General features: G+C 68.4%; 18 protein-coding genes and 3 pseudogenes. 11 read left to right on the top strand and 10 right to left on the bottom strand.

Going from position 1 to position 26,863, the window contains the following annotated elements:
* On the bottom strand, positions 1–1,265 hold a 1,265-nt coding region (gene dnaK / locus JO236_RS12060), incomplete at its 3' end, for a molecular chaperone DnaK (RefSeq protein ID WP_293329960.1).
* Between the two features lie 182 nt (positions 1,266–1,447).
* A pseudogene (locus JO236_RS12065) lies at positions 1,448–2,047 on the bottom strand (LysR substrate-binding domain-containing protein); the annotation flags it as partial.
* Between the two features lie 92 nt (positions 2,048–2,139).
* Between JO236_RS12065 and JO236_RS12070 the strand changes: the two are divergent.
* The 4 genes from JO236_RS12070 (at position 2,140) to JO236_RS12085 (ending at position 5,990) form a co-directional block, all read left to right on the top strand.
* Entirely contained in the window at positions 2,140–3,588 is a 1,449-nt protein-coding gene (locus JO236_RS12070) for an amino acid permease (protein ID WP_293329963.1), read from the top strand.
* Positions 3,589–3,758: 170 nt separating this feature from the next.
* Positions 3,759–4,316 (top strand): hypothetical protein, encoded by a 558-nt coding sequence (locus JO236_RS12075; protein WP_293330041.1) that lies wholly within the window; start codon positions 3,759–3,761, stop codon positions 4,314–4,316.
* A gap of 204 nt (positions 4,317–4,520) precedes the next feature.
* The gene (locus tag JO236_RS12080; protein ID WP_293329966.1) at positions 4,521–5,171 is read left to right on the top strand and encodes a hypothetical protein; all 651 of its coding nucleotides are present in this window, start codon (positions 4,521–4,523) and stop codon (positions 5,169–5,171) included.
* A gap of 87 nt (positions 5,172–5,258) precedes the next feature.
* Positions 5,259–5,990 carry a hypothetical protein gene (locus tag JO236_RS12085; RefSeq protein WP_293329969.1) on the top strand — a complete coding sequence of 244 codons (732 nt, stop codon included), beginning with the start codon at positions 5,259–5,261 and terminating at the stop codon, positions 5,988–5,990.
* Here the strand turns inward: JO236_RS12085 and iniC are convergent.
* From iniC to JO236_RS12100, 3 genes are all read right to left on the bottom strand, one after another.
* Complete coding sequence (gene iniC, locus JO236_RS12090; RefSeq protein WP_293329972.1) at positions 5,987–7,501, bottom strand: isoniazid-induced dynamin-like GTPase IniC; 1,515 nt, start codon at positions 7,499–7,501, stop codon at positions 5,987–5,989. The genes JO236_RS12085 and iniC overlap by 4 nt on opposite strands.
* Positions 7,498–9,339 carry a dynamin-like GTPase family protein gene (locus JO236_RS12095; RefSeq protein WP_293329975.1) on the bottom strand — a complete coding sequence of 614 codons (1,842 nt, stop codon included), beginning with the start codon at positions 9,337–9,339 and terminating at the stop codon, positions 7,498–7,500. The genes iniC and JO236_RS12095 overlap by 4 nt, the downstream gene beginning before the upstream one ends.
* 101 nt (positions 9,340–9,440) lie before the next feature.
* Positions 9,441–10,325 (bottom strand): hypothetical protein, encoded by an 885-nt coding sequence (locus JO236_RS12100; protein ID WP_293329978.1) that lies wholly within the window; start codon positions 10,323–10,325, stop codon positions 9,441–9,443.
* Here JO236_RS12100 and JO236_RS12105 point away from each other — a divergent pair, their 5' ends adjacent.
* The gene (locus JO236_RS12105) at positions 10,326–10,793 is read left to right on the top strand and encodes a hypothetical protein (protein ID WP_293329981.1); all 468 of its coding nucleotides are present in this window, start codon (positions 10,326–10,328) and stop codon (positions 10,791–10,793) included.
* Positions 10,794–12,212: 1,419 nt separating this feature from the next.
* Here the strand turns inward: JO236_RS12105 and JO236_RS22525 are convergent.
* Together JO236_RS22525 and JO236_RS12115 are read right to left on the bottom strand one after the other, a co-directional pair.
* Positions 12,213–12,305, bottom strand: a pseudogene (locus tag JO236_RS22525) (hypothetical protein); the annotation flags it as partial.
* Between the two features lie 271 nt (positions 12,306–12,576).
* Positions 12,577–13,116, bottom strand: a complete 540-nt coding sequence (locus JO236_RS12115; RefSeq protein WP_293329987.1) for an Rv0340 family IniB-related protein — start codon at positions 13,114–13,116, stop codon at positions 12,577–12,579.
* Positions 13,117–13,260: 144 nt separating this feature from the next.
* Here JO236_RS12115 and iniR point away from each other — a divergent pair, with 144 nt between their 5' ends.
* The 5 genes and pseudogenes from iniR (at position 13,261) to JO236_RS12140 (ending at position 23,233) form a co-directional block, all read left to right on the top strand.
* A complete protein-coding gene (gene iniR, locus JO236_RS12120; protein WP_293329990.1) occupies positions 13,261–15,702 on the top strand; it encodes an isoniazid response ATPase/transcriptional regulator IniR in 2,442 nt (813 codons plus the stop codon).
* 96 nt (positions 15,703–15,798) lie between these two features.
* Entirely contained in the window at positions 15,799–18,876 is a 3,078-nt protein-coding gene (locus JO236_RS12125; protein WP_293329993.1) for a heterodisulfide reductase-related iron-sulfur binding cluster, read from the top strand.
* Between the two features lie 30 nt (positions 18,877–18,906).
* The gene (locus JO236_RS12130) at positions 18,907–20,199 is read left to right on the top strand and encodes a pyridoxal phosphate-dependent aminotransferase (RefSeq protein ID WP_293329996.1); all 1,293 of its coding nucleotides are present in this window, start codon (positions 18,907–18,909) and stop codon (positions 20,197–20,199) included.
* A 123-nt stretch (positions 20,200–20,322) separates the two neighbouring features.
* A pseudogene (locus JO236_RS12135) lies at positions 20,323–21,891 on the top strand (PE family protein); the annotation flags it as partial.
* A gap of 76 nt (positions 21,892–21,967) precedes the next feature.
* Complete coding sequence (locus JO236_RS12140) at positions 21,968–23,233, top strand: YibE/F family protein (protein WP_293330002.1); 1,266 nt, start codon at positions 21,968–21,970, stop codon at positions 23,231–23,233.
* On the opposite strand, the gene rfbA is transcribed toward JO236_RS12140, so the two are convergent.
* The 3 genes from rfbA to JO236_RS12155 are packed head-to-tail and all read right to left on the bottom strand — an operon-like array spanning position 23,184 to position 25,186.
* Positions 23,184–24,050 carry a glucose-1-phosphate thymidylyltransferase RfbA gene (gene rfbA, locus JO236_RS12145; RefSeq protein WP_293330005.1) on the bottom strand — a complete coding sequence of 289 codons (867 nt, stop codon included), beginning with the start codon at positions 24,048–24,050 and terminating at the stop codon, positions 23,184–23,186. The genes JO236_RS12140 and rfbA overlap by 50 nt on opposite strands.
* 3 nt (positions 24,051–24,053) lie before the next feature.
* On the bottom strand, positions 24,054–24,419 hold the full coding sequence (locus JO236_RS12150) for a nuclear transport factor 2 family protein (protein WP_293330008.1): 366 nt from the start codon (positions 24,417–24,419) through the stop codon (positions 24,054–24,056).
* Positions 24,420–24,430: 11 nt separating this feature from the next.
* The gene (locus tag JO236_RS12155) at positions 24,431–25,186 is read right to left on the bottom strand and encodes a maleylpyruvate isomerase family mycothiol-dependent enzyme (protein WP_293330011.1); all 756 of its coding nucleotides are present in this window, start codon (positions 25,184–25,186) and stop codon (positions 24,431–24,433) included.
* Positions 25,187–25,366: 180 nt separating this feature from the next.
* Between JO236_RS12155 and JO236_RS12160 the strand changes: the two genes are divergently transcribed.
* Positions 25,367–26,863, top strand: a complete 1,497-nt coding sequence (locus tag JO236_RS12160; protein WP_293330014.1) for an HNH endonuclease signature motif containing protein — start codon at positions 25,367–25,369, stop codon at positions 26,861–26,863.

A 26,863-nucleotide genomic window follows, 5' to 3' on the forward strand; every position in this document is an offset into this window, starting at 1 on the left:
GCGATTTCGCGCTCACCCTGATAGACCTGGATCTGCACCGACGGCTGGTTGTCGTCGGCGGTGGTGAAGGTCTCCGAGCGTTTGGTCGGGATCGTGGTGTTGCGCTCGATGAGCTTGGTCATCACGCCACCCTTGGTCTCGATACCCAGGCTGAGCGGCGTAACGTCAAGTAGCAGAACGTCTTTCACCTCGCCCTTGAGCACGCCGGCCTGCAGCGCGGCGCCCACGGCCACAACTTCGTCGGGGTTGACGCCCTTGTTGGGCTCCTTGCCGCCGGTGAGCTCCTTGACCAACTCGGTAACCGCGGGCATGCGGGTCGAACCACCCACCAGCACCACGTGGTCGATGTCGGCGACCGAAATCCCGGCATCCTTGATGACCTGCTGGAAGGGGGAACGGGTGCGGTCCAGCAGATCCTGCGTGATCTTTTGGAACTCCGCCCGGGTCAGCTGCTCGTCGAGGAACAGCGGGTTCTTGTCCGCGTCGACGGTGATGTAGGGCAGGTTGATCGAGGTGCTCTGCGAACTCGAGAGCTCGATCTTGGCCTTCTCGGCGGCCTCACGCAGCCGCTGCATGGCCATCTTGTCCTTGGTCAGGTCGATGCCGCTGGTGCCCTTGAACTTCTCGACCAGCCAGTCCACGACACGCTGGTCCCAGTCGTCGCCGCCCAGGTGGTTGTCACCGCTGGTGGCGCGAACCTCGACCACGCCCTCGCCGATCTCGAGCAGCGAGACGTCGAACGTGCCGCCACCCAGGTCGAAGACCAGGATGGTCTGTTCCTTCTCGCCCTTGTCCAGGCCGTAGGCCAGGGCAGCGGCGGTGGGCTCGTTGACGATGCGCAGCACGTTCAGGCCGGCGATCTGGCCGGCCTCCTTGGTCGCCTGACGCTGGGCGTCGTTGAAGTAGGCGGGCACGGTGATGACCGCGTCGGTGATGTCCTCACCCAGGTAGGCTTCGGCGTCGCGCTTCAGTTTCTGCAGAATGCGGGCGCTGATCTCCTGCGCGGTGTACTTCTTGCCGTCGATCTCGATGGACCAGTCGGTGCCCATGTGCCGCTTGACCGAACGCACGGTGCGGTCGACGTTGGTCACCGCCTGGTTCTTCGCCGGTTGCCCGACGAGCACTTCGCCGTTGCGCGCGAACGCGACGACGGACGGAGTCGTCCGTGAGCCCTCGGAATTAGCGACGACGACGGGATCGCCACCCTCGAGAACTGAGACGACGGAGTTGGTGGTCCCGAGGTCGATGCCGACCGCACGAGCCATGGTGATTCCTCCTGAGTTGTTGAGCTGCTGTCTTGCACTATGCTGAGTGAACCCCGCTCAAGCCTGCCCGTGGCAGCGGGCTGCTGTCAACTCGGACTTGAGTCTGATTCACTCAACTTCTTGATCATCCTAACGGCGGGCATCGCCGTCTTGTTCCCGGGCCACTCAGCGCGGGTGGTCTGCTACGCGATCAGCGACAGCAGCGCGCGGGTGGCCGCGCTGGGGGGCCGGGTCGCGGAGGTCGCGACGTATAGCCGCCAGCACAGGTCGTGATCGGCGACGCGCACCGTAACCAGCCCGGAACGGTCGATCCCGTCGAGGATGAACGGGTGCAGAAATCCGATTCCCAATCCGTGACGGATGTAGGCCGCGGCCGTGCCGACGTCGGCGACCTCGAGGGTGACGGTCCGCTGGACACCGGCGGCGGCAAAGGCGGCGTCGACGACGGTTCGGTTGCCGTAGCCAGGTGGACCGTCAACGAAGGACAATCCCGCGAGGTCGGCCATGGACACCGAATCCACCTGTGCGAGTGGGTGTTCGGCCGGGACCACCAGCACCAGGGGGACGGCGGAAACCAGTCGGGCATTTAGGTCGGCCGGCGGGGCCCCGGTGAAGGCTATGAACGCAATGTCGAGATCGCCGTCGCGGAGTTGTCGGGTAAGCCCCGCCGAACCGGCGCGTGCCGCGCGGAGCTGGACCACCACGCCGGGGTGCCGGGCATGCAACTTCGCGAGCACTGACGGAAGGTCGATCACGTTGATCGATGTCAAGGTGCCCACGGTGACGGTGCCGCCTCCTCGGGCTGTGGCCCGGGCGCAGTTGGGTTAACCTGACAGCCATTCCAGTTCCTCGGGTGAATAGGAGCTCTCCAAAAATGGAGCCACCGCTAGACACCGCCGGGGAGCGGCTCAGTCGCGAGGACGAGGGCTACCACAAGGCTCTCAAGAACCGCCAGCTCCAGATGATCGCGCTCGGCGGCGCTATCGGGACCGGTCTTTTTCTCGGTGCCGGCGGCCGGGTCGCCTCGGCGGGACCGGGGTTGTTCGTGGTCTACGGGATCTGCGGCATCTTCGTCTTCCTGATCCTGCGCGCGCTCGGCGAACTGGTCCTGCACCGCCCGTCGTCGGGATCGTTCGTGTCCTATGCCCGCGAATTCTTCGGCGAGAAGGTGGCTTTCGCCGCGGGCTGGATGTACTTCCTGAACTGGGCGATGACCGGGATCGTGGACACCACCGCGATCGCGCACTACTGCCACTACTGGACGGCGTTCCAGGTCATCCCGCAGTGGACCCTCGCGTTGATCGCACTGCTCGTGGTGCTGTCGATGAACCTAATTTCGGTCAAGCTCTTCGGCGAGCTGGAGTTCTGGGCCGCGCTGATCAAGGTGCTGGCGCTGGTGACGTTCCTGGTCGTCGGCGCGGTTATTCTGGCCGGGCGCTTCAAGGTCGACGGCCAGACCACCGGGCCCTCGCTGTGGAGCAGCCACGGCGGGTTCCTGCCAACCGGACTGCTGCCCCTGGTGATGGTCACCGCGGGAGTGGTGTTCGCCTATGCCGCCGTCGAACTGGTCGGCATCGCGGCCGGCGAGGCGGCGGATCCGGAGAAGATCATGCCGCGAGCCATCAACTCGGTGGTGTTTCGCATCGCGGTCTTCTACATCGGGTCGACCATCCTGCTGGCATTGCTGCTGCCCTACACCGCCTATCGCGACCACGTGAGTCCGTTCGTCACGTTCTTCGCCAAGGTCGGTTTTGCCGGCGGCGGCAGCCTGATGAACCTCGTGGTGCTCACCGCGGCGCTGTCCAGCCTGAACGCCGGACTGTATTCGACGGGCCGGATCCTGCGGTCGATGGCGATCAACGGCAGCGGTCCCAAGTTCACCGCACCGATGTCCAAGAACGGCGTGCCGTTCGGCGGGATCCTGCTCACCGCCGCGATCGGCCTGTTTGGCATTGTGCTCAACGCCATCACCCCGAGCCAGGCCTTCGAAATCGTTCTGCACATCGCCGCGACGGGCGTCATCGTGGCCTGGGCAACCATCGTCGCGTGCCAGCTGCGGTTCCACCAACTGACACAACGCGGAGACCTGGAGCGCCCGAACTTCCGAATGCCGCTATCCCCCTACAGCGGCTACGTCACGCTGGTCTTCCTGGTGGCCGTGCTGATCCTGATGTACTTCGACAAGACGTACGGTCGCTGGATGCTGGGCGCCACCGTGCTCGGGGTGCCGGCTCTGATCGGTGGCTGGTTCCTGGTCCGCAATCGCGTGCTGGACGCCGCGCGCGAAACACCAGACGTCGAAGCGTTACCTTCGCCGGAGTAGCGCACCCGGCGGTAACGCTTCGCCATCAGCGCAGTTCCAAAACCGCGTCACTGCAGTCACTTGCGTCACTCGATGCGTAATCTTGTGTGCTGGCACCGGAAGTTTCCGGGGAAGTTTCAGGGGAGTGGCGCGTGCGAGTGACGGCATTGTCGCAAGGGGCACGGCGACGCCTGGCCAGTGGCGCGTTGCTGGCAAGCATTGCGCTGACAGCCTCGTGCAGCTCCGTCGTCGACGGCAAACCGATCGCCGGGCCGGGCGCGGGACCAACCGAACCCAGCTTCCCCACCCCCAGACCCAGCGCGCCCTCCACGGCACCGACAACGAGCCCCACCTCACCCACGTCCGTCCCGCCGACCACCCCGGCCAGCCCCACCGCCCCGGCCGGCGCCATTCCGCTCAAGCCCGACGACAACGGTTACGTCTTCATCGAGACCAAGTCCGGCAAGACGCGCTGCCAGATCAGCAAAGAGAGCGTCGGCTGCGAGGCGCCGTTCACCAACTCCCCCATGGAGGACGGTGAGCACACCAACGGCGTCCACATCACCGCCGCCGGCTCAGTGCAGTGGATTTTGGGCAACCTCGGAGCGATCCCCACGGTGACCATCGACTACAAGACCTACGACGCGCAGGGCTGGACGATCAACGCCACCACCGACGGCACGCGCTTCACGAACAACAAAACCGGCCACGGCATGTTCGTCAGCATCGACAAGGTCAACACGTTCTGAGGTCAGGTCAGGGTCTCGCTTCGGCCCATGACCATTCGCCAGCGTAACGGCACTGCGAATCTCGAGCCGGTTTTTCTCATCGGCGTCACGCTCGCGGCGCCAATCGTAGATCGGCGACCTTTAGCCGTGTCGATCAACGATTTGCCCCGCGCGTCACGCGACTCGCCAAGCCAGTTCGCAGCTCGCCTCAGTACCATCAATCCCGTGCCAGACAACGGCCCACCAGATGGCTTCAACAACGAGCCCACCCAGTACCGCCCCCCGGGCGGTTATCAGCCGCCCGGTCCACCACCCCAGGGACCACCACCCCAGGGTCCACCATCCCAGGGACCGCCAGCTCAGGGACCGCCGCCCGGGCCGCCGCCACCTCCTCCGACGGCTCCGCCCTACGATTTCGGTTCTTTACCGCCCCCTCCCCCGGGGATCCCGCCGCATGAGCTCGACACGGTGCAGCCCGACGATGCCTCCGGCCCTTTCTACCCAGGCGAGCAAGGCGAGCCGCCCGAACCAAAACCCTGGTACCGCAGGCCCGCGGCGCTGATCGCGTGGGCCGTCGGGGTTTTGATCCTGATCGGGTTGATCGTCTACGGCGTCATCCAGTTGTTCGGAAATGGCGGCAGCACCCAAACTCCGCCGAGCACCACGACGACCACCACCACGACGACCACAACCACCACCGCGCCCACGACCACCACCACGACGCCGTCGACCACCAGCAGCTCGGTGGAGTCGCCGACACAGCAACCCACGACGGTGGAACCAACGCATACGCACCATCTGCCTGCGCTGCCGTCGACGATCACGATTCCGCGGGGAGGGCCGACGATCACGCTGCCGCCCAACCTGCCCCATTAGGACTCGGTGAAGCTTTGATTGCTGATAGGTCACAGGGCCCGCGCGGCGTGGGCCCGCGGGTCATCCCAGCCGCTACAGTCGGCGGCCGTGGCTAGGTACGACCCGCCAGATTCTGGTGCCGACGACCCGACCGTGTACGGCAGTTACGGGCCGGGGGAACAAGGGCAAGAGCCCGACCCCGGAACCGAAATGGCGCCGACGGCCTGGGCCAGCCAAGTCCCCGACGTCGACAAACCGGGCACCCAAGGCGCCGTGGCGTATTCGGAGGAGGGCGGCGGTGCCGACGAACCGGTCCCCTACACCGGACCCGAACACACCGGCGGGTATGGCCAGGAGCCACCGGGATTCACGCAACAAGCCGCGGTCCGTTACCCCGCCGAGCCGGGACCGCTGCCGTGGTACAAGCGCACGGCGCTGGTTCTCAGCGTGGCGGGTGCAGCTGCGGCCGTGCTGGTGGCGGTGGTCTTGGCCCTGACCCTGGGCGACCACAAAACCAGCCCGGTCAACACCACTCCCCCCAACACACCGGCGCCCCCGCAGACTTCCATCACGACAACCGTGATCGGGCCAAACGACAGCCCCACCGTCACCGTGCTGCCACCGCCGCCCGCACCGAGCAGCACGGAGTCGCCGGCGCCCGCGACCACCAGCGAGGCCCCGGCCACCACGACGGCCGCGCCGACCACCACCCAGCCGACGACGACCGTTCCGACCACGTCGGCGCCGGTAACGACCAGCGCGCAGACGACCTCGCGTCCGGGACCGCCGACACCGCCCTTCCACCGTGGGCCTATCCAACCCCCCTTTGGCGGCCGCTAACGCGGCTGCACGTTGGACATGTCGTAGCCGGACGCGGCGAACTCGGCCACCAACGCCTCGGCGCTGCGCACCGCCGCCCGACAGGCCCTGGTGGTGAACGGATCGTTCAGCGGGTGCTCGGCGCGCCGCCGCCAGCGCTGGGCGGCGGCGAAGGCGGCGCGCGGAGCTTCGTTGGGGTCCTGTTCGTCTGGGCGAAGGCCCAGCCGCGCGGCGGGCCTGGTGCCCGAACCGCCGATGATGCGGCGCAGTGACGCGAGTTCGTCGTCATTCAATGTCGTTGTCCGCGAATGTAATTGGCTGAGCAGTCGAAGCTCCTCGAAAGCGTGGGTGTCGGCGAGCAACGGATCGATGTCGGCGATGATGTACGGCGTCGCCACGATCGGAAACACTTCGACGAACCTGCGCAACGACACCAGCGCGGTGTGCGCCTTGAGCATGTCGGAGCGCTGCGCGAACTGCTGATCGATGGTTTCCCGCAGCGCCACCAACCCGCTGCGTTCCAGCAACTCGTCGGCCAGGCCGACCGAATCGCTGATGCCGGCCGCCAGCGCGGCGATCGAGATCCGGATGCCGAACATGCCGAATCGTTCGAGCAATTGGGCGCGGGTCACCGCATCCACCGGCAACTGGCTGTCCACCCGAACAAAGCGGTCGACGCTCAGCATGGCCTTGTTGAGTTCGGCGCTGTCGGCACGGGCGAGCTTCTGCAGCGCCTTGAACTCGGTTTGGCGCAGCGTGCGCGCGGTGAGCGCGAGCAGTCCGGCGACCGGGACCACTGCCTGACAGATGCCCGTCCGGTTCATCTCGGCGGTGAACCGGGTGGCCACGTTCTTCGCCGAGAGCATCGCATCGATCCGCCCGGCGCCGATCTCGTCCGCGCGGGAAGCCACCCCGATGATGCCCAGCGCCCCGGCAGACTCGCCGACAAGCCCGCCGATCTGCTTGAGCAGCGCGATGTCTGCGGCGTTGAGGGTGCGCAACAGGAACACCACCGCGTCTACCCTCGGCACCCCATCGGGGGGCACCAATAACCGCACCGTGCGCTCGGACGCCTCGCGCGTCAGCGACGACGTGCCGGGGGTGTCGATGATCGTGGTGCTGGCCAACTCTTGGGCGGGCCATTCGACGTCCAGGTCAGCCACGTCGCGGGGGTCGACGGTGCGCAAGTCGAAGCTCAACCCGTCGCTGTGGGTGATCGGCACATTGGTGCGCCGCCCGCCGCGATGGTTGGCGGTCACCTTGGGCGTGGGACCGTGCCGAAACCAGGTCACGATCCGGGTGGCCTCGGTGGCGTCGGTCGGGGCGATGTCCTCACCGACCAGCGCATTGACCAGGGTGGACTTGCCGGCCTTGAGCGTGCCGGCCAGTGCGATGCGAATCGGCTCGTTGAGCCTGGCGCCGATCCGCTCCAATTCGAAGAAGACGTCGGCGCGCTGGCGGTAGGCCGGCTCGCTCCGGTAAGCCTGGATGGTGCCGCCCAGAATCGCGCGGACCCGGTCGCTGGTGCTCACACTCTTCCTAGGGTCACCTGCGGCGCCAGCTTGTCGACATTGTCGGTGACCTGTTCGAGGATATTCAGCTGCCGCTCCAGTTCGGCGACCTTGTGCTCGCGCTCGGCGTCCTCGATGTGCGCCGCCGCGATGGTGGACTGCAGTGATTCGTTGAGCGAGCGAGTCATCTCGTTGGCGATGCCGCGGTAGTGGTCGCGCAGCGCGCGATGGATCACCTTGAGTCGGTCCCGCGATTCCTTGCCGACCACGAACGACACGTCGTCGACGAAGCGTCGCACATTGGTCTTGGCCTCCGCGCGTGCGCGCAGTAGCCGGTGCTCCTTGTCCTCTTTGTAGGCCATCCGGCCGAGTACCAGGCCGGCCCCCACTGACAACGGGTTGAACAGGCCCAGCCCGGCCACCGACGACAACATGCCGATCATCACCACGCCGCCGTAGGAACCCCGCAGGCCGGTCACCACCTTCTGGCCCTTGCCGGCCGGCTTTGAGTCCAGCTGCGCCACCGACTTGAGCGGGTCGAAATCGGCGCCCATCGCACGCGCGCTCAGCTCGGGCGAGATGATCGAATCCAGTCCGGCATCGGCAAAGGATTGTGCGACGTCGTCAGCCAGAGCCTCCGCGCGCCGATAGGCCCAGACGAAGTTGTCCCCGACCGCGGTGGCGACCGCATTCTCCACATCAGCTCCGATCTCCGACCACTGCCGGGTCGGATCGCAGGTATCTATCTGCTGCTCGATGTCCTCGGTGAGGGCGCGGAAGCGTGCCCGCAGGTCGTGGTCGACGTCCGTGGTCAGGTCGGTGTATCCGTCATTGAGCACCTGCTGCCACAGCGCGGTCTGTTCCAGCGCGTCCAAGGCTTCGCGCTTCCGGCGCTCCAGATCGTCGGCCAGCCGGTCCCGGAGCCCGGGATCGTTGACAACCGCCAACTCCGATCCCACAGAAGTGATCAATTGCTCTGCTGCCGAACGGATTTCGGTCAGCACCTGATCGCGCACCCGGTCGGTCTCACGCGGCATCACCCGCTCGCTGAGGAACTTGACGATCGCCGGGAAGTTGGACTCTTCGTTGAGTTCTTTGTCGTTGAGCGTCACGGCGTGGCTGCGAAGCAGCGACGACACCGGGATGATCGGTATCGGCACCTGGGCCCGCTGCAGGTGCGCCCTGTTGGTGCTGACGATGTCGCGCCAGCGCGGATACAGATCGGTTTTGGTCGCCACGAGCACGGTCAGGGGGCAGATTTGGTGCGCCTGTCGGATGAACCACATCTCGGGTTCGGTCAATTCCTGACTGGCATCGCTGACCATCAGCAGCGCGTCGGCGTCGGGCAATAGTCCTAGCGTCGCCGACAGGTGCGGCTGTCCGTGGCCACCCACGCCGGGCGTATCGATGAACGCCAGGCCGCCCTGTAGCAGCGGGCTGGGGGCACCGACCTCGACGCGGAGCACCTCGCGGCCCCCGGCTTGTGGTGCCCGGCGCAGGTCGGTGTTGATGTCGTCAATCGGAAAGTCGACGGTCGCGGCCTCCCCGTTTGGCCCGGCGGCCAAGACAAGTCGGGCCGACGGCGGGTCGCCATAGCTGACGACGGTGACCACGACGGTGGCCTCGTCGTCACCGACCCGCGCCACCGGTAGGTTCAGCAACGAGTTGAGCAGCTGGCTCTTACCCTGCTTGAGCTGCCCGGCGATCACCACCCGGATCTGCGGATCGGTGATGCGCCGACGCGCACGCGTCAGCCGCTGCACAAGGTCGCCGCGTTCGTTGAGGTCGGCGATCGCGATGGTGTGGTCGATCAATTCGACGATCACGTTGACCCGACGCGGGTCACCGGCTTGGGTCACCGTGCTGCCCCACTTTCTCGTTGCCTCGCACAGAGATAACGGTATTCGCACAAACCGGCGGGAACCATGAAGGTCCCCGCCGGTTCGCTGTGTCGGCCAAATTACCCGTGCGGACCGGCCACGTGCGCCGGCGCGGGATGCGGAGCCGGGGCGGGAGCCGCGGCCGGCGCATGGGGGGTGCCTTCGAACACCGACGGGCTGTGCGCCGCGGGGGCAGGCGCGTGCTCGACCGGGGCAGGCGCGTGTTGGACCGGGGCCGGCGCGTGCTCGACCGGAGCGGGCGCGTGTTGAACCGGCGCCGGTGTCGGCGCGTGCTGTACCGGGGCCGGCGTCGCCGGCTGATGGATCACGGGTGCGCCCGCGCCGCCGTGGTTGACAGGGCCGCCCGAGCCGCCCTGGATGACGGGGCCGTTTTGCGGCGTCGGGTGACCACCACCAACGGTGCCCCCGGCAGCGCCCGGGCTCTGCACCACCGGCCCCTGCCCGCTTGGAGCAGTGGGGCCGTGCCCGGCCGGCAAGCCTCCGCCGTTGGGAACAGTCGGGCCGCCGCCAAGCGTGGCACCTTCCTGGCCGAGTATGCCTCCGTGGGCGCCGCCGCCGGCTCCGCCGGCCGCAATGCCGCCACCGCCCCCGGGTGCGGGTGCGCCGCCTCCGGGTGCGGGTGCCCCGCCTCCGGCATGGCCGCCTAAACCGGCCCCACCAGCAAGCCCGCCTCCGGCCTGGCCGCCTCCGGCCTGGCCACCCAAACCGGCCTGGCCACCCAAACCCGCCTGACCGCCCGCAAGGCCGCCTCCGGCGTGGCCGCCGAGACCGGCGCCGCCCGCGAGGGACGAGGTCCCGGGTTCCGGCGTCGCGTGGCCCCCCAGTGCCGTGCCGCCGCTCAAACCGGCGGTGGCGCGTTCGCCGCCGATGCCCAGTCCGGCACCGCCCGCGGCGCCGGCACCGCCCTGGCCACCGACACCGACACCCCCAAGCGGGCCCGCCACATGCGGTGTGGCAGCGCCATTCAGCGCAGCGCCTTCACTAGCGATCAACCCCGCCTGACCGCTCGCGCCGGCACCCAGCGCTGCGTTACCACCCGCACCGGCGAGCCCGCCGACGTTACCGGCGCCCGTCAGCCCAGCTCCTGCGGCAAGACCGCCCCCGCCAGCGCCAGCCAGACCGCCACCGCCAGCCAGACCGCCGCCGCCAGCCAGGCCACCGCCGGCACCGAACCCCCCCTGGCCGGCGGCACCACCGCCGGAACCGAAGCCCCCTTGGCCGGCGGCGCCACCGCCGGCGCCGAAGGCCGCCTCGCCAGCCAGCGCCGCCTGGCCGGCGGCACCGCCGCCGAACCCAGCGCCGCCCTGGCCAGTGAGCGCGGCCTGGCCGGCGGCACCAGCGCCGAACCCCCCTTCGGCCTGACCACCAAAACCAGCACCGGCCCGTCCACCCAGGCCGGCACCACCGGCTAAGCCGCCCTCACCTCTCGCACCACCGTGACCAGCAAGGCCAGCCTCGCCACCGAGACCAGCCCGGCCACCCAGGCCGGCACCACCGGCTAAGCCGCCCTCACCTCTCGCACCAGCGTGACCAGCAAGGCCAGCCTCGCCACCGAGACCAGGCCGGCCACCCAGGCCGGCACCACCGGCGCCACCGGCTTCGCCGGCAAGTCCGAAGCCACCGCGCAGGCCGGCTCCGGCACCCGCGGCCGCACCGCCGCCAAGTCCCCCCTCACCGGCAAGCCCCGCGCGGCCCCCAAGGCCGGCTTCGCCAGCGAGGCCGGCTTGGCCGGCAAGACGCACGCCACCGCCCAAACCGCCCTCACCACCCAGACGGGCGGCACCGCCAAATCCGGCACCCACGGCAGCACGGCCTCCAAATCCGGCCTCACCGCCGAGACCGAGACCGGCCCGAGCACCCAGTCCGGCCTCGCTGGCCAAACCAAAGCCGCCGCCCAAACCCGCGCCACCGCCAATGCCAAGGCCCAGACCGCCGCCGACTTCAGCACCGAGACCCAGACCGAAACCGGTCGAGACGCCCAAACCGGTCCCGCCGCCTACGTCGAAACCCAGCCCGGCACCGATCTGCAAACCCAGGCCCACCTCGCCGCCGAGGCCACCGCCGAAACCACCAACAGGTACGAACGGACTCGCGCCCGGGCCGAAGCCGGGCCCGAAGCCGGGCCTGAATTCACCCCAGCCGGGGGCGCAACCGGTCCCGCTGCCGGCCCACCCGGACCCAGGGCCGAAACCGCCCCAACCAGGCCGGAAGCCGTCCCAGCGGGGCCCGAAACCATGTCCCGGCCCAAAACCAGGCCCAGGCCGGAAACCACCCCAACCCGGTCCGAAACCATGTCCAGGCCCAAAACCGCCCCAGCGGGGCCCGCCGGGTCCGAAGCCACACTCCCCGGTGCCCGGTTCGCAGCCGCCCCAACCCGGCTGCCAGCCGTACCCGAAACCGCCCGGGCCGGGGAAACCAGCGCCATCGGGATAGTACGGACCGGGGCCGAAGCCGACCAGTCCGCCGCTCAAACCACCCACGACGGCGTCGCCGATGCCGAGCACAGCGCCGGCGCCATCCACGACAGGCGCGAGAGCGTCGCCGACCAAGGCGGCCCCGTCCTGCGCGACCGTGGAAACGAGACCCGGGCCATACCCGTATCCGCCGTCACCGGGGCCGTAACCCCCGTAGCCCGGGCCGTACCCCGCGTAACCCTGACCATCCCCGCCGTAGCCGGGGTCATACCCGCCATAACCCGGGGCATAGCCATACTGGTCGGCCACGACCTGCTGCAGGCCGCCGACCGGGTCGCCAGGACCCAGGTCCACACCCGGCGCCGCGCTCGCCACCGCGGACGAGAACTCGTCGGGTGCCACGTTGACCAGACCGTTGTCGAGCATCGCCTGTTGTGGACCCTCAACGAAGGCCTGTGCCGCCGCCGGGTCGGTGAACAGACTCAGGATGTATTCGATCAGCGAGTTCATTGGTATATCCCTTCAGTGGAAAGCTGTGAAGCTCAGGACCGGATTGACCGGCGCTCTGATAGACACGCTATGGATCGCCCGGCCCGCCGGAATCGGGGCCTGATCCCCCCGTTGGCGAACAGCGGATCGGGATCGTTCGGGGGGTCTGGTTAGGGGATTAGGGGAATTCGGGCCACCCCTAAACGCAGGGTTAAAACGGCCCCTATTGCCGGCATTTGAGCAGCTCAAAACGCCGAATGGCGCAGTTAGTTAGGAGAACAGGGAGTAACCCTCACCCGTGGATGCCGAACCCGTGCTGATCGGGTCCGGTGGGGTGAGGGTGGGCGACGGGGTGGTCCCAGATATCCGGATCGTGCACCGGGAAACCGCCGTGGTCGACGGTGGTGTCGGGCACCTCGGCCGCCGTGAGCAGCACGGACGGTCCGTGTTGGTCGATTCCAAGCGGCTGCGGATCGCTGGGTACCTCGACGGCCCCAGGGGTCGACGGCGGGGTGATCACGCTGCCAACCGGGTGGTGTTGATCCCCAACACCCACAGGGGTGTGCGGAGAAAACGCATCCAGGGCCGCCGCCGCCGCGCCGCTCGCCCAGACGTTGCCATGATCAGCCGGCTGTGCTCCCGCCGGGGCCATCCCCGAGCCGCCCATCGACAGCGAATCCGACACCACGGGGATCAGGTTGTTGACATCGGTGCTGGTCACGTTCGCAAGGTGGGCATCGGCGATCGACTGCGCGGGGTTGGCCGCATAGCGCGCTGCCGCGTCGGGGTCGCGCACAAGCGAGATCACAAAATCAAGCAATGAGTTTGCCATCGTCGCGCCTCCTTGCCGCGTCACAGATGTCCACAGGGAAATCCCAGCCAATGACCAAATGTTATCTGCTGCGGTCACGGCTGCGTTCGGTACGAAACCCGCCCGCCCTGAGGCACTATTAGGGGGTCCGACGTTAGGGGAATTATGGGGCTACGGGGATCAGCGGCCAGCCACGCGGAGGAAGCGATCGCCGTCGTGGCCGGCGCCGCGACAGCGCCCGTCAAGCTTCTCGTCGTCGGTGGGATCGGTACGGGCAAGACAACCGTCCTGACTGCCGTCCGGGAAATCCTCGGCCAAGCCGGGCTGACCGCCCAGGCCCATCCGCCGCGAGCCGGTGACCCGCCGGAGACCGCCGCACGGACCGCCCTCGTCGTCGACGATGCGCACCTGCTGACCGAGACCGAACTGTTCGCCATCACCGAGCGCGTCGGCGACCCCGAGGCGACCGTCGTCGTCGCCGCCGAACCCTACGAACAACACAGCGCGCTGCGCGTTCTGACCACGGCCCTCGAGCGAGACCGACCACGGATAACCCTTGGCCCCGTGCCGGTTGACGAAGAGCTGCTGGACTGCACCGCGGGACTCCCCTTCCTTGCCTTCGCCGCATCCGACAGCGGACACTCCCCGGTGCAGGCCGCGAAATTCGCGCTGATCGAGCGGTTACGCCGGCTGGACGAGCCAGCCTTGGACACCCTGCTTCTCATGTCACTCACCCAAGAATTAGGGACAGCCGACGTGGCGGCCGCGCTGGGGATGGCGGCCACGGATGCACGCAGGCTCGTCGATCGGGCCCGCGCCAGCGGGTTAACCGAGCCGTCGCACACGGCGGCTTTCCTTGAATTGGTGCACGGCGCCGTCGCGCAGATCGTTGGCAATGCACGCCACCGCGAGGTCGAAACCGCGCTGCTGCGCTCGCAATTCGATATGTCGGCGGTCTCACCCGAGTTGGCGCTGCGCCTCGCCGAACACGGCCTCGCGGACGATCGGCTGGCCCGCATGCTGGCGCGTCAGGCGGGGGAAACGCGCGCCCCGGCCGCACGGGTTGCGCGGCTGTACCGCGCTGCGGTCGACGCCGGCGCCCAGGGATTGACGTCGCGTCTGGCCGAGGCGCTGGCCCTAAGCGGCGATTACGCCGCCGCGGCAACACTGGCCGACGATTTGCTCAGCTCCTCGGACTCCGCCGAACGCGCCGCGGCGGTCCGGATCGCGGCCAGCATTGCCGTCCACGACGGCAACGCAAACCAGGCCGCCGAATTGTTCGGCTGGCTGGGGCCCCACCCGCACGCCGTGGTCGGCGCGGCCGCGGCAATCACGCTCGTGGGTATCGGCGACCTTGCAGCGGCGCGCGACGCCCTGCGGCTGAAGGACACCGGTCCACCGACCACCGCCGCGCGCGCCGCACGCAGCCTCGCCGAAGGCCTGCTGTCCAGCATGGATCGGCCGTACCCGGCCGCGATGGCAAAGCTGAGCCAGGGCCTGCCAGACACCTTGACCGTCGAGCAACCGATGACCGAGGTGATGCCGGACAGCGCCGCCGCCCTGGTCACCTTGGCCGCGATACACGGGGGTGATCCGGTCCGGGCCCGCAGCGTGATCGGCCGGGCCGCACGCTTCACCGGCGACGTGCAATTCGAGCGACGACACCTGCTGTTGTCCGGGTGGGTCAAGATGCAGGACGGGCAGCTCGCGTCGGCGGCCGCCGACGTCACGGCCGCCGGGTCCGGATTGCACCGGCGCGACGCGCTGTGGGCGGCGGCGCTGCAGACCGCGGTGGCCCGTCGCGGCGGCGACAGCGGTGCGCTGCAAAAGCATTGGTACACGGCCATGGAAGTGCTCGCCGAGTGCTCGGTGGATCTGTTCGCGCTGCTGCCACTGGGCGAACTGTGGGTCGCAGCCTCCCGGATGCGCCAGGTTGACCAGCTGCGGCACTCCCTGGATCAGGCCTTCACACTGTTGGAGACGTTGGGCAACCCGGCCCTGTGGGCAGCGCCACTGCATTGGGCCGGCGTGCACGCCGCAATCCTGGCCAACTCGCCTGAAGCGGTCGCTCCGCACGGGCAAGCCCTGACGGCGGCGGCGGGCCACAGTGCACTCGCGCAGGCCATGTCCAGTGCGGGCCGGACGTGGCTACGGGTCCTGGCCGATCAGGTCGACGCCGACGAGGTCACCACGGCGGCACGGTCCCTGTCGCAGGTCGGCCTCACCTCGGACGCCACCCGGCTGGCCGGACAGGCCGCGCTGCAGACGCCGGACGCCAGGGTGTCCGGGGCGATGCTGCAACTCGCCCGCGATCTCAAGATCGGTTCGGGCGTTGCCGAAACCCCGCCCGACGAGCCGACGGCCGCCGCCCCGTCGGCCCGCCGGCACCAGCCCACCGGGTCGACGCTGTCCGATCGGGAACGCGAAGTCGCCGAGTTGTTGCTGTTGGGTCTGCCGTACCGCGACATCGGCGGGCAGCTGTTCATCTCGGCGAAGACCGTCGAACACCACGTCGCCCGGATCCGTCGACGCCTTGGCGCAGGTTCGCGTTCGGAGATGTTGTCCATGCTGCGCGCCATGCTGGCCCCGGAGAACTCAGCAACTTAGGGCAGCCTTTCTCGCGGAGAAAACGCCACAGGTGTCACTATGAGCAGGTCAAGCAGCCGGCGCAGGCACGTAACTTAGGCATTGGGGAGATCTTCTGTGACCACGCAGACGCTCATCAGACTGATACTCGGCCTGGGTATGACCGCGGTTGTGGGCGTGCTCGCCCTGCGGCGCGTCTGGTGGCTGAACAAGCTGGTGATGTCCGGCCAGCCGGTCAGCGGGCGAACCGACAGTCTGGGCACCCGGATCTGGACCCAGGTCGCTGAGGTGTTCGGGCAGCGTCGACTGTTGAAGTGGTCGCTGCCGGGTCTGGCGCACTTCTTCACCATGTGGGGCTTCTTCATCCTGCTGACGGTCTACATCGAGGCGTACGGTGTGCTGTTCAAACCCGATTTCGCCATCCCCGTCATCGGTCACCTTGACGCGCTGGGCGCCCTGCAGGACTTCTTCGCACTGGCGGTGCTGAGCGGCATCGTCACCTTCGCGATCATCAGATTGCGCAGCGAGCCAAAGGAATACGGCCGCCAATCACGCTTCTACGGTTCGCACACCGGCGGCGCCTGGCTGATCCTGTTCATGATCTTCAACGTCATCTGGACCTACGCCATCTTCCGCGGGGCATCCGTCAATGCCCTGGGTTCCAAATTCCCGTACGGCAACGGCGCTTTCTTCACGCACTTCATGGGTCACCTGATGTCGGGGCTCGGTCAGCCGACCAACGAGATCGTCGAGACCGTCGCGCTGATGCTGCACATCGGGGTCATGCTGTCCTTCCTCGTGATCGTGCTGCACTCCAAGCACCTGCACATCTTCCTGGCGCCCATCAACGTCACCTTCAAACGACTGCCCGACGGGTTGGGGCCGCTGCTGCCGGTCGAGGCGGACGGCAAGCCGATCGACTTCGAAAACCCGCCCGACGAGGCCGAATTCGGCCGCGGCAAGATCGAAGACTTCAGCTGGAAGGCCATGCTCGACTTCGCCACCTGTACCGAGTGTGGGCGCTGCCAGTCGCAGTGCCCGGCCTGGAATACCGGAAAGCCGTTGTCGCCCAAGCTCGTCATCATGGACCTGCGCGACCACTGGATGGCCAAGGCGCCCTACATCCTCGGCGAGAAGACCGCCGAGCCGCTCGAGGGGCTCGACCTCGAAACCACCAAGGAAGAGGGCCATCACGTGCCGGAATCCGGCTTCGGCCGGGTGCCCGGCCACGGACCCGAGCAGGTGGCCCGTCCGCTGGTCGGCACCGCCGAGCAGGGCGGTGTGATCGACCCCGACGTGTTGTGGTCGTGCGTGACCTGCGGTGCCTGCGTCGAGCAATGCCCGGTGGACATCGAGCACATCGACCACATCGTCGATATGCGTCGGTATCAGGTGATGATGGAGTCCGAATTTCCCTCCGAGCTGTCCACGCTGTTCAAGAACCTGGAAACCAAGGGCAATCCGTGGGGGCAGAACGCCGGTGACCGGACCAACTGGATCAGTGAGGTCGACTTCGACGTCCCGGTCTACGGCGAGGATGTCGACAGCTTCGAAGGCTACGAGTACCTGTTCTGGGTCGGCTGCGCCGGCGCCTACGACGACAAGGCCAAGAAGACCACCAAGGCCGTCGCCGAACTGCTCGCGATCGCCGGGGTGAAGTACCTGGTGCTGGGCACCGGGGAAAGCTGCAATGGCGACTCGGCGCGCCGGTCGGGCAACGAGTTTCTATTCCAGCAGCTGGCCCAGCAGGCCGTGGAAACCCTGGACGGGCTGTTCGAAGGCGTGGAGACTGTCGACCGCAAAATCGTCGTCACCTGCCCGCACTGCTTCAACACCATTGGCAAGGAATACCGTCAGCTGGGCGCCAACTACACGGTGCTGCACCACACCCAGCTGCTCAACCGCTTGGTGCGAGACAACAAGCTGGTCCCCGTTTCGCCTGTCTCCCAAGACATTACCTACCACGACCCGTGCTACCTGGGCCGGCACAACAAGGTGTACGAGGCGCCGCGCGAGCTGATCGGCGCCGCGGGAGCCAAGCTCACCGAAATGCCGCGCCACGCCGAGCGCAGCTTCTGCTGCGGGGCGGGCGGCGCGCGGATGTGGATGGAAGAGCACATCGGCAAGCGCATCAACCACGAACGCGTCGACGAGGCGCTGGCCACCAATGCCGCCACCATCGCGACCGGCTGCCCGTTCTGCCGGGTGATGGTCACCGACGGGGTCAACGATCGGCAGGAAGAGGCCGGGCGCAGCGGTGTCGAGGTGCTCGACGTCGCCCAGGTACTGCTCGGCTCTCTCGAGTACGACAAGGCGACGCTGCCGGAAAAGGGCGCGGCTGCGAAGGAGGCCTCGGAACAGGCCGCCGCGCGCGCCGCGCAGGCGCCCAAGGCCGCGGCACCGGCCGCCCCGGCCGAGGCGCCCGCTGAAAAAGCCCCGGCCGAGAAGCCCCCAGCAGCCAAGCCCGCGGAAACCACGGCCGCACCCGTCAAGGGTCTGGGCATCGCCGGGGGCGTCAAGAAGCCTGGCGCCAAGGCGGCAGCAACCCCGGCCGCCGAACAGGCCTCGGCTGCACCGGCCGCCCCCGCGAAAGGTCTCGGCATGGCCGCCGGCGCCAAGAGGCCCGGTCCCAAGAAGACGGCGGCGCCCACCGCCGAATCACCGACGGCCGAGGCGCCGACGGAAGCCACGCAGGCCGCGGAGCCCACGCAAGCCCCGGAACCCCGGGAAGCCCCGGAAACCCCGGAAGCCAAGGCTCCCGCCGCGCCGGTGAAGGGCCTGGGCATGGCCGCAGGCGCCAAGCGACCCGGCGCCAAGAAGCCCGCGGCCCCGGCCACCGAGAAACCCGCGGCCGAGGCCGAGGCACCAGCCGAACCCGCACCGGAACCCACTGAGGCCAAGGCTCCCGCTGCGCCCGTCAAGGGACTGGGCATCGCCGCCGGCGCCCGGCGACCCGGAGCCAAGAAGCCAGCCGCCCCAGCCCCCGCGCCCAAAGCCGAGCCCGCCGCGCCCGAAGCTGAGCCCGGCGAGCCCACCGAGGCCGCCGAGCCCGCCGCGGCCGAAGCCGACCAGAAACCCGAAGCAAAGGTGGAGCCGGACCCCAAGGCCGACTCTGACGGCGACGGGGCCCCGCCTGCCGCGCCGGTGAAAGGCCTCGGCATCGCACGCGGCGCCCGGCCGCCGGGTAAGCGCTGATCACGATTCGACACTTGTCAGCAAATTTCAATGGACAGCAGTGAGACCATGGGTGGCGTGACTACTCACCAGCTGCCCGTGCATACCGCCGGTCACCATCGGCAGCAGCGCGCCTTTTCGCAGTCGTCCAAGCTGCAGGACGTCCTCTACGAAATCCGCGGCCCGGTGCACGCGCACGCTGCGCGGTTGGAGGCCGAAGGGCACCGCATCCTCAAGCTCAACATCGGCAACCCGGCGCCCTTCGGCTTCGAGGCGCCCGACGTCATCATGCGCGACATGATCCAGGCGTTGCCCTACGCGCAGGGGTACTCCGACTCGCAGGGCATCCTGCCGGCCCGGCGCGCGGTGGTCACCCGCTACGAGCTCGTCGAGGGCTTCCCGCGGTTCGATGTCGACGACGTGTACCTGGGAAACGGCGTCTCGGAGCTGATCACCATGACGCTGCAGGCGCTGCTGGACAATGGCGACCAGGTGCTGATCCCCTCCCCCGACTATCCACTGTGGACGGCGTCGACCTCGCTGGCCGGCGGCACGCCCGTGCACTACCTGTGCGACGAGACACAAAGCTGGCAGCCCGACATCGCCGACCTGGAATCCAAGATCACCGAGCGTACGAAGGCGCTGGTCGTGATCAACCCGAACAACCCGACCGGCGCGGTCTACGGACGCCAAATCCTGACCCAGTTGGTCGATCTCGCGCGCAAGCATCAACTGCTGCTGCTGGCCGATGAGATCTACGACAAGATCCTGTACGACGACGCCCAACACATCAGCGTGGCCACACTCGCGCCGGACATGTTGTGCCTGACGTTCAACGGCCTGTCGAAGGCCTACCGAGTCGCCGGGTATCGCGCCGGTTGGCTGGCGATCACCGGGCCCAAGGACCACGCCAGCAGCTTCATCGAAGGCATTAACCTGCTGGCCAACATGCGGCTGTGCCCCAACGTTCCGGCGCAGCACGCCATCCAGGTCGCCCTCGGCGGGCACCAGAGCATCGAGGACCTCGTGCTTCCCGGCGGCCGGCTGCTCGAGCAGCGCGACGTGGCGTGGACCAAACTCAACCAGATTCCCGGGGTGTCGTGCGTGAAGGCCGAGGGCGCGCTGTACGCGTTCCCCCGGCTGGATCCCGAGGTCTACGACATCGCCGACGACGAGCAGCTGGTTCTCGACTTGTTGCTGCAGGAGAAGATTTTGGTCACCCAGGGCACCGGCTTCAACTGGCCGGCCCCGGATCACCTTCGCCTGGTCACGCTGCCCTGGGCCCGTGATCTCGCGGCCGCGATCGAACGCCTTGGCAACTTCCTGACCAGTTATCGGCAGTAATCGCGCGCCGGCCCCCGTAATCATTCCGCTTTGCGCTATTCCACGCCGTAATCGACGTAGGCTGTGGACGCCTTTTGTGTTCATATCATTTGCCGATGTGGCGCCGACCCCGCGGGAGTAGCGATGTCGTATATGGTGGCGGTTCCTGAGCTTGTGGTGTCGGCGGCCTCCGATCTGTCCGGCGTCGGCTCGACACTGACCGCGGCCACCGCGGCCGCGTCGGCGCCGACGACGGGGGTGCTGGCCGCCGGCGCCGATGAGGTGTCGGCGGCGGTGGCGGCGGTGTTCTCCGGGCATGGGCAGGCCTTCCAGGAGCTCGGCGCGCAGGCGGCGGCGTTTCACACCGAGTTCGTGCAGGTATTGAACGCGGCCGGGGGTGCCTACACGGTTGCCGAGGCGGCGAACGCCTCGCCATTGCAGACTGTGCAGGAATTCGTGCTGGGCCCACTCAACGCGCCCTTCCTCGCGCTGACTGGACGCCCGTTGATCGGCAACGGCGCCAGCGCGGCCCCGGGGACCGGAGCCAACGGCGGGGACGGCGGGTGGCTGATCGGCAACGGTGGGGCCGGCGGGTCCGGCGCAAACTCATTTACTGCTAATGGCCAAAACGGCGGGAACGGCGGGGCCGGCGGCCTGTTCGGTGCCGGCGGCGCTGGCGGCGCGGGCGGACGCAGCGGCTTCACCGCCGGGAACGGCGGGAACGGCGGGGCCGGCGGGCTGTTCGGTGCCGGCGGTGTCGGCGGGGCCGGCGGGTTTGGCAGCGGTACCGGCGGGAACGGCGGGGCCGGCGGGTCCAGCGGGTTGTTCCACGCCGGCGGGGCCGGTGGGGCCGGTGGATTCGGTGTGGGCAACTCCGGCGGGGCCGGTGGCGCCGGCGGCGCCGGCGGGCTGTTGGGTGCCGGTGGCGTCGGTGGGGCCGGCGGCTCTTCCGGGACGCTGGCCACAGGTCCCGGTGGTACCGGCGGCGCCGGTGGCACCGGATTGTTCGCGGCCGGCGGCGTCGGCGGCCCCGGCGGGACCGGTCAAACCAATGGGGGGGCCGGCGGAGCCGGCGGCGCCAGCCTGCTCTTCGGAGCCGGCGGCGCGGGCGGCGCGGGGGGCGAAGGCGTCACCGAGGCCGGCGGAGCCGGGGGCGCCGGCGGCATCGGCGGTCTGCTCTCCGGTGCCGGCGGTGCCGGCGGCGCGGGCGGCATGGGCCACTCGACCGGCGGAGCCGGCGGGGGCGGTGGCAACGCCCTGTTGTTGGGTCCCGGCGGGGCCGGCGGCTCCGGCGCGTTCGGCGGCCTCACCGGCGGGGGTGGCGGGGCCGCGGGCAATGCCGGCCTGCTCTTTGGTACCGGCGGCGTCGGCGGCGGCGGCGGCGAAGGTGAGATCGCTGGAAACGGCGGGGCCGGCGGCAACGCCGGGCTGGTCTTCGGCGACGGCGGCGCCGGCGGCGCCGGCGGCGGGTACGCCGACACCGCCGGCGGCAACGGCGGCAACGGCGGAAGGGGCGGCCTGATCGGCAGCGGCGGCGACGGCGGCGCCGGGGGAGGCGGAATAGCCGACGGCGGCAACGGCGGCAACGGCGGCAACGCGTTGCTGATCGGCAACGGTGGCAACGGCGGCAGCGCCGGGGCTGGGGCCACCCCCGGCGCTCCTGGCGCGGGCGGTGCCGGCGGACCGCTTGGCGCGCCCGGGAACGACGGGCCGACCTAGCCACGACGCGACGGACGCGATCACCGAGCGGTGTGGTCGATGACCCAAGGTGCGCCTCTACCGTGGAGCGGTGACCCACTCACACTCGCATAGCCTGCCGTCAGCCCGGTCCTCGCTGAATCCGCTGCCCGCCAAGATCGTCGTCGGGCTGCTGGCAGTGATAGGAGTGGCCGTCATCGCCGGTGCGGTCTGGCTATGGCCGAGTCGTCAACACGTCGACATCCCGATGCCGTTCCAGAATGCCAACGGCGGCGCGGTCACCACCCAGTCCGGCCACGTGCTGTCCAGCGGGCTGGGCGACTGCGGCAGCCCGTCGGCCGGACAGGTTCTGACGACGACGCCGCGGCCGGCCGCCCCGGGCACCGGGCGATGCATATTGACCCTGGCCGCGATCGATTCCGGACCGAACGCGGGCGCCAGCACTCTGTTGGAATCCTCCCCCGGCCCGAGTCAGCCCCAGTTCGCGGTGGGTGACCATATCCGGCTCGTCCGGCAGGTCGATGACCGGGGCACCACCAGCTACGCGTTCTACGACTTCGAACGCGGCTGGCCGCTGACCGGGCTCGCGCTGGCGTTCGCGGTGGTGGTCGTTGCGGTAGCCCGATGGCGCGGGTTGCTGGCGCTGGCCGGCATTGTGGTCGCGTTCCTGGTGCTGGTGGTGTTCCTGCTGCCGGCGCTGCGTGACGGCGCGCCCGCGATACCCGTGACACTGGTGGCCTCCGCGGCGATCCTGTACGCGGTGATCTACCTCGCGCACGGGGTCAACCTGCGCACCAGCGCCGCATTGCTGGGCACGTTGTCCTCATTGCTGCTTGCGGCTGGATTATCTTGGGTCGCAATCGATTTCGCGCATCTGACCGGGCTGTCCGACGACCAGAACTCACAAGTCGCCGCCTACCTGGGCAACGTCTCGATCAGCGGTCTGCTGTTGGCCGGGTTCATCATTGGGTCATTGGGCGTGCTCAACGATGTCACCGTGACGCAGGCGTCGACCGTGTTCGAACTCGCCCACCTCGGCGGGACCCGGCGGGCCGTTTTCGCTGGCGCGATCCGGGTCGGCCGCGATCACATCGCCAGCACGGTGTACACCCTGGTGCTGGCTTATGCCGGCAGTTCGCTGCCGCTGCTGTTGCTGTTCAGCGTCGCTAACCGATCGCTGGGCGACGTGTTGATCAGCGAGAGTGTGGCCATCGAGATCGCCCGGTCTGCGGTAGGCGGGATCGCGCTGGCGCTGTCGGTGCCGTTGACCACCGCGATCGCCGCGGCATTGGCCAAACCGAGCGAAATCAGCCCCGCTCCAACAGCTCCAGCAGATAACCGCCATACCCGGACTTGACCAGGGTGTGGGCCCGTTGTGCCAACTGCTCGTCGTCGATCCACCCCAGCCGCCACGCCACCTCTTCGGGGATGCTGATCTTCAAGCCCTGCCGGCGCTCGAGCGTGCGGACATAGTCGGCCGCGTCCAGCAGCGAATCGAAAGTTCCGGTGTCCAGCCATGCCGTGCCGCGGGCCAACACTTCCACCCCCAGCCGACCCCGATTCAGATAAATCTGGTTGACCTCGGTGATCTCGTACTCACCCCGCGCGGATTTCTTTAAGCCCCTTGCGATTTCGATCACGTCGTTGTCGTAGAAATACAATCCCGGCACCGCGTATTGCGACTTCGGCGTGACCGGCTTCTCCTCCAGCGATAGCGCCATCCCTTCGGCATTGAACTCGACGACACCGTACGCCGACGGGTTGGCCACCCAATACGCGAAAATGGCTCCACCGCTTATCGATTGGAACCGGCTCAGGCTGGTACCCAGGCCTGGCCCGTAGAAAATGTTGTCTCCCAGCACCAAAGCCACCGAATCGGTCCCTATGTGGTTGGCGCCGATAACGAAAGCCTGTGCCAGACCGTCGGGTTGGTCCTGAGTCGCATAGCTGATGTTGACCCCGAACTGCGCACCGTCGCCAAGTAGCCGGTGAAAGCCGGGCGCGTCGTGGGCGGTGGTGATCAGCTGGATGTCACGGATGCCGGCCATCATCAGCGTGGTCAGCGGGTAGTAGATCATCGGCTTGTCGTAGACCGGCAGCAGCTGCTTACTGATGCCCATTGTGATCGGGTACAGGCGGGTGCCCGAGCCGCCGGCGAGAATGATCCCACGCATAGTTCAGTCGACCCGGTCGGCCTCGGTGAGCTCGGTAGCCGCCAGCGCCGACGCGAGGTCGTCGTGGCCGAACACCGCGGTGACGTGGTCGTGGACCACCCGGAATGCCGATGCGGCGGTGGTGATGCTGTCCGGGCCGGTGATCTTCTGTTCGACGACGACCACGCCGTCGTGCACGTACATCCGGCCGAGCTCTGCCGTCGCATTCCGGCAGGATGCCCACCTGCGCAGCGCCTCGTGGCCCTGTGCGGCTCCGTGCGCATCGCCGATATCGATGTCGTCGCTGGATAACGCCACCAAGGTCTCGAGGTCGGAGGTGTTGAGGGCGTCGTGCCAAGCCAGAACGGTGGCGATCTCCGATGTCGTCATGGTCTGCAAGTTTAAAGAGGGGTACGGTCCAGCCATTTTTGCCACACGGCTTCGTCGCCAAAGCGCTCGATACCGGTGTCGGCAAGCGGAACCCGGCGCAACATCGCCAGCAGCAGCTCGGTGGCGCCGCCGCGCAGTGCGACCGTCCCCTTGCCGTGCTCATGCGACCAGACGATGCCGTCGTCATCGACATCAATCGTCCATTCGCCCGATTCACCGAGCCCGGGATCGGTGGCATGCAGATGAATGGTGTCGCCTTGCTCGAGCGGCAGCGCAGCGCCCTCGCGTCCCGCCTGGATCACCAGGCGCTCAAGCCATTCGTCGATTCCGTCCGCCGCCACGTCGGGCGCCAGCGTGAACTCCCTGCCGAGGGCTATCGCCGCGTCGGCCCGGTGGACCGCGTTCTCGTGCAGCCGGCGCCGAACCCACCAGTTTGCCGGTCGTGGACCGAGGAACGTCCACACCGGCGTTTCCACGCCCGTCAGTTCGACGGCGTCCACGAGCCGCTGCGCGCCGCCGTTCAACCAGGAGATCGCATCGTCGCGGTCCGGCGGCGGCTTGCCCGCCTCGACGCTGCGGAAATCGAGGAACTGGTCTCGTTTGTCCCTGACGATCTGTGCCGCCCAGCGGTCCCCGCGACCGACGTGACGGAACAGTTGGTCGAGGTTCCAGTCCGGGCAGGTGGGCACCGGCGTGGCCGGGTCCGCGTTGCGGATCAGTTCGCCGAAGGCGCGGGTCTGCTCGAGGTATGCCGACGCAAAGTCCACGCTGGTCAGGCTACGCGGCATCGCCGGGTCGGCGAATGTCAGCACGATCGGGCGTGGCTGCGCGCTACGGTGCGGGCCTTCGCGCCGAAGTTATCCACAGTCGCTCCTTTATCCACAGCTCGGCTGATCCGTCAGGCGCGCCGGGTGCATCGCTGACCGCCAGCCATTAGGTTCGAAAGTATGTTCGACGAGCGCGATACGGCTCTGGTGGCCGCCATCGAGGAGTCCGCCCGCGCGGAATCCGTTGCCGCCGCCCGCCGTCTGTCCGCGATCGCCGAGTTGGTTCAGCGCCATGCCGACGGCCCCACCCACAGCGCCCACTGGTCCTGCGACAACTGGGACGCCATCGCCGCCGAAGTGGCCGCCGTTCAGAACATCAGCCACAATTTGGCGTCCAGCCAGATGTACCTGGCCTGCGCTTTGGCCGACCGGCTCCCCAAGGTTGCGGCGCTGCTGGCGGACGGCACCATCAGTCTGCGGCTGGCCAGCGCCATAGTCTGGCACACCGATCTGATCAAAGACGTCGATACGATGGCCGTCGTCGACGCCGCGTTGGCGACGGATGCCGAGCGATACGGACCGCTGTCCGTCAGCAAGACGGCCCAAGCCATCGACGCCATCGTTGACCGCCACGACCCCGGTGCCCTGCGCCGGGCCCGGGCCAGCGCACGCGGGCGCCACGTCGACATTTCTCCCGCCGACAACCACACCGGAACCGCGTCCCTGTGGGGGTCGCTGCTGGCCACCGACGCGGCCGTGTTGGATCGCCGGCTCATAGAGATGGCCCACGCGGTCTGCGATGACGACCCACGCACCATTGACCAGCGCCGCGCGGACGCACTGGGCGTTCTTGCCGCCGGTGGCGAGCATCTCGCGTGCGCCTGCACCACCGACGAGTGCCCCGCCCGCGCCGATACCGACCCGCGGGCCACCGCGGTGGTCATCCACGTCGTCACCGACGCCGAATCACTCGACGCCCAGCCGGACCCGCACACATCCGGCGAGGTCGAGCGGCGGCCCATTACCCCCAAGACTCTCCTGAGCGAGGCGCTAGCGCCCGATCCCGAACCTCCCGGGATCTGGTTGCCCTCAGCGCACATCGTCGGTGGGGGCGTGGTGCCCGCCGCACAGCTGGCCGAACTCGTCGCCAACGGCGCCAAGATCTGCCCCGTGGACACGTTTGCCGACGCCCTCCCCGAGGCCGGATATCACCCGTCCGCGAAACTGGCACGCTTCATCCGCTGCCGCGACATGACTTGCCGCTTCCCCGGTTGCGATCGACCCGCGCAATCCATCGACATCGACCACACGGTGCCCTACCCACTCGGGCCCACGCACCCGTCGAACCTCAAGTGCCTGTGTCGAAAACACCACTTGCTCAAGACTTTTCGCGGTTGGCGCGATCGACAGCAACCCGACGGTACCGTCATCTGGACGTCGCCCAGTGGACGCACGCACACCACCCGACCAGGTAGTCGACTGCTAGTGCCGAAATTGTGCCTGCCCACCGGCGAATTGCCGACGGCCCCGACGGCACAACCGGCTACCGGTCTGCGCACGATCATGATGCCCATCCGCCGCCGTACCCGGGCCCAAGACCGTGCTCGCCGCATCGACGCCGAGCGCGCCCTCAATGCAGCGCACGTCGCGGAGCGCAACCAGCCACCGCCCTTCTAA

Origin of the sequence: Mycobacterium sp., from assembly GCF_019247635.1 — a bacterium.
Lineage (GTDB): Bacteria > Actinomycetota > Actinomycetes > Mycobacteriales > Mycobacteriaceae > Mycobacterium.

What these genes read in the sequence shown, in the direction of transcription:
- JO236_RS12070 (WP_293329963.1), top strand. Translation starts at nt 2,140, where the DNA reads ATGGAGCCACCGCTAGACACCGCCGGGGAGCGGCTCAGTCGCGAGGAC.
- JO236_RS12105 (WP_293329981.1), top strand. Translation starts at nt 10,326, where the DNA reads ATGCGGTGTGGCAGCGCCATTCAGCGCAGCGCCTTCACTAGCGATCAA.
- JO236_RS12115 (WP_293329987.1), bottom strand. Translation starts at nt 13,116, where the DNA reads ATGGCAAACTCATTGCTTGATTTTGTGATCTCGCTTGTGCGCGACCCC.
- iniR (WP_293329990.1), top strand. Translation starts at nt 13,261, where the DNA reads ATGGGGCTACGGGGATCAGCGGCCAGCCACGCGGAGGAAGCGATCGCC.
- JO236_RS12130 (WP_293329996.1), top strand. Translation starts at nt 18,907, where the DNA reads ATGGACAGCAGTGAGACCATGGGTGGCGTGACTACTCACCAGCTGCCC.
- rfbA (WP_293330005.1), bottom strand. Translation starts at nt 24,050, where the DNA reads ATGCGTGGGATCATTCTCGCCGGCGGCTCGGGCACCCGCCTGTACCCG.
- JO236_RS12150 (WP_293330008.1), bottom strand. Translation starts at nt 24,419, where the DNA reads ATGACGACATCGGAGATCGCCACCGTTCTGGCTTGGCACGACGCCCTC.
- JO236_RS12160 (WP_293330014.1), top strand. Translation starts at nt 25,367, where the DNA reads ATGTTCGACGAGCGCGATACGGCTCTGGTGGCCGCCATCGAGGAGTCC.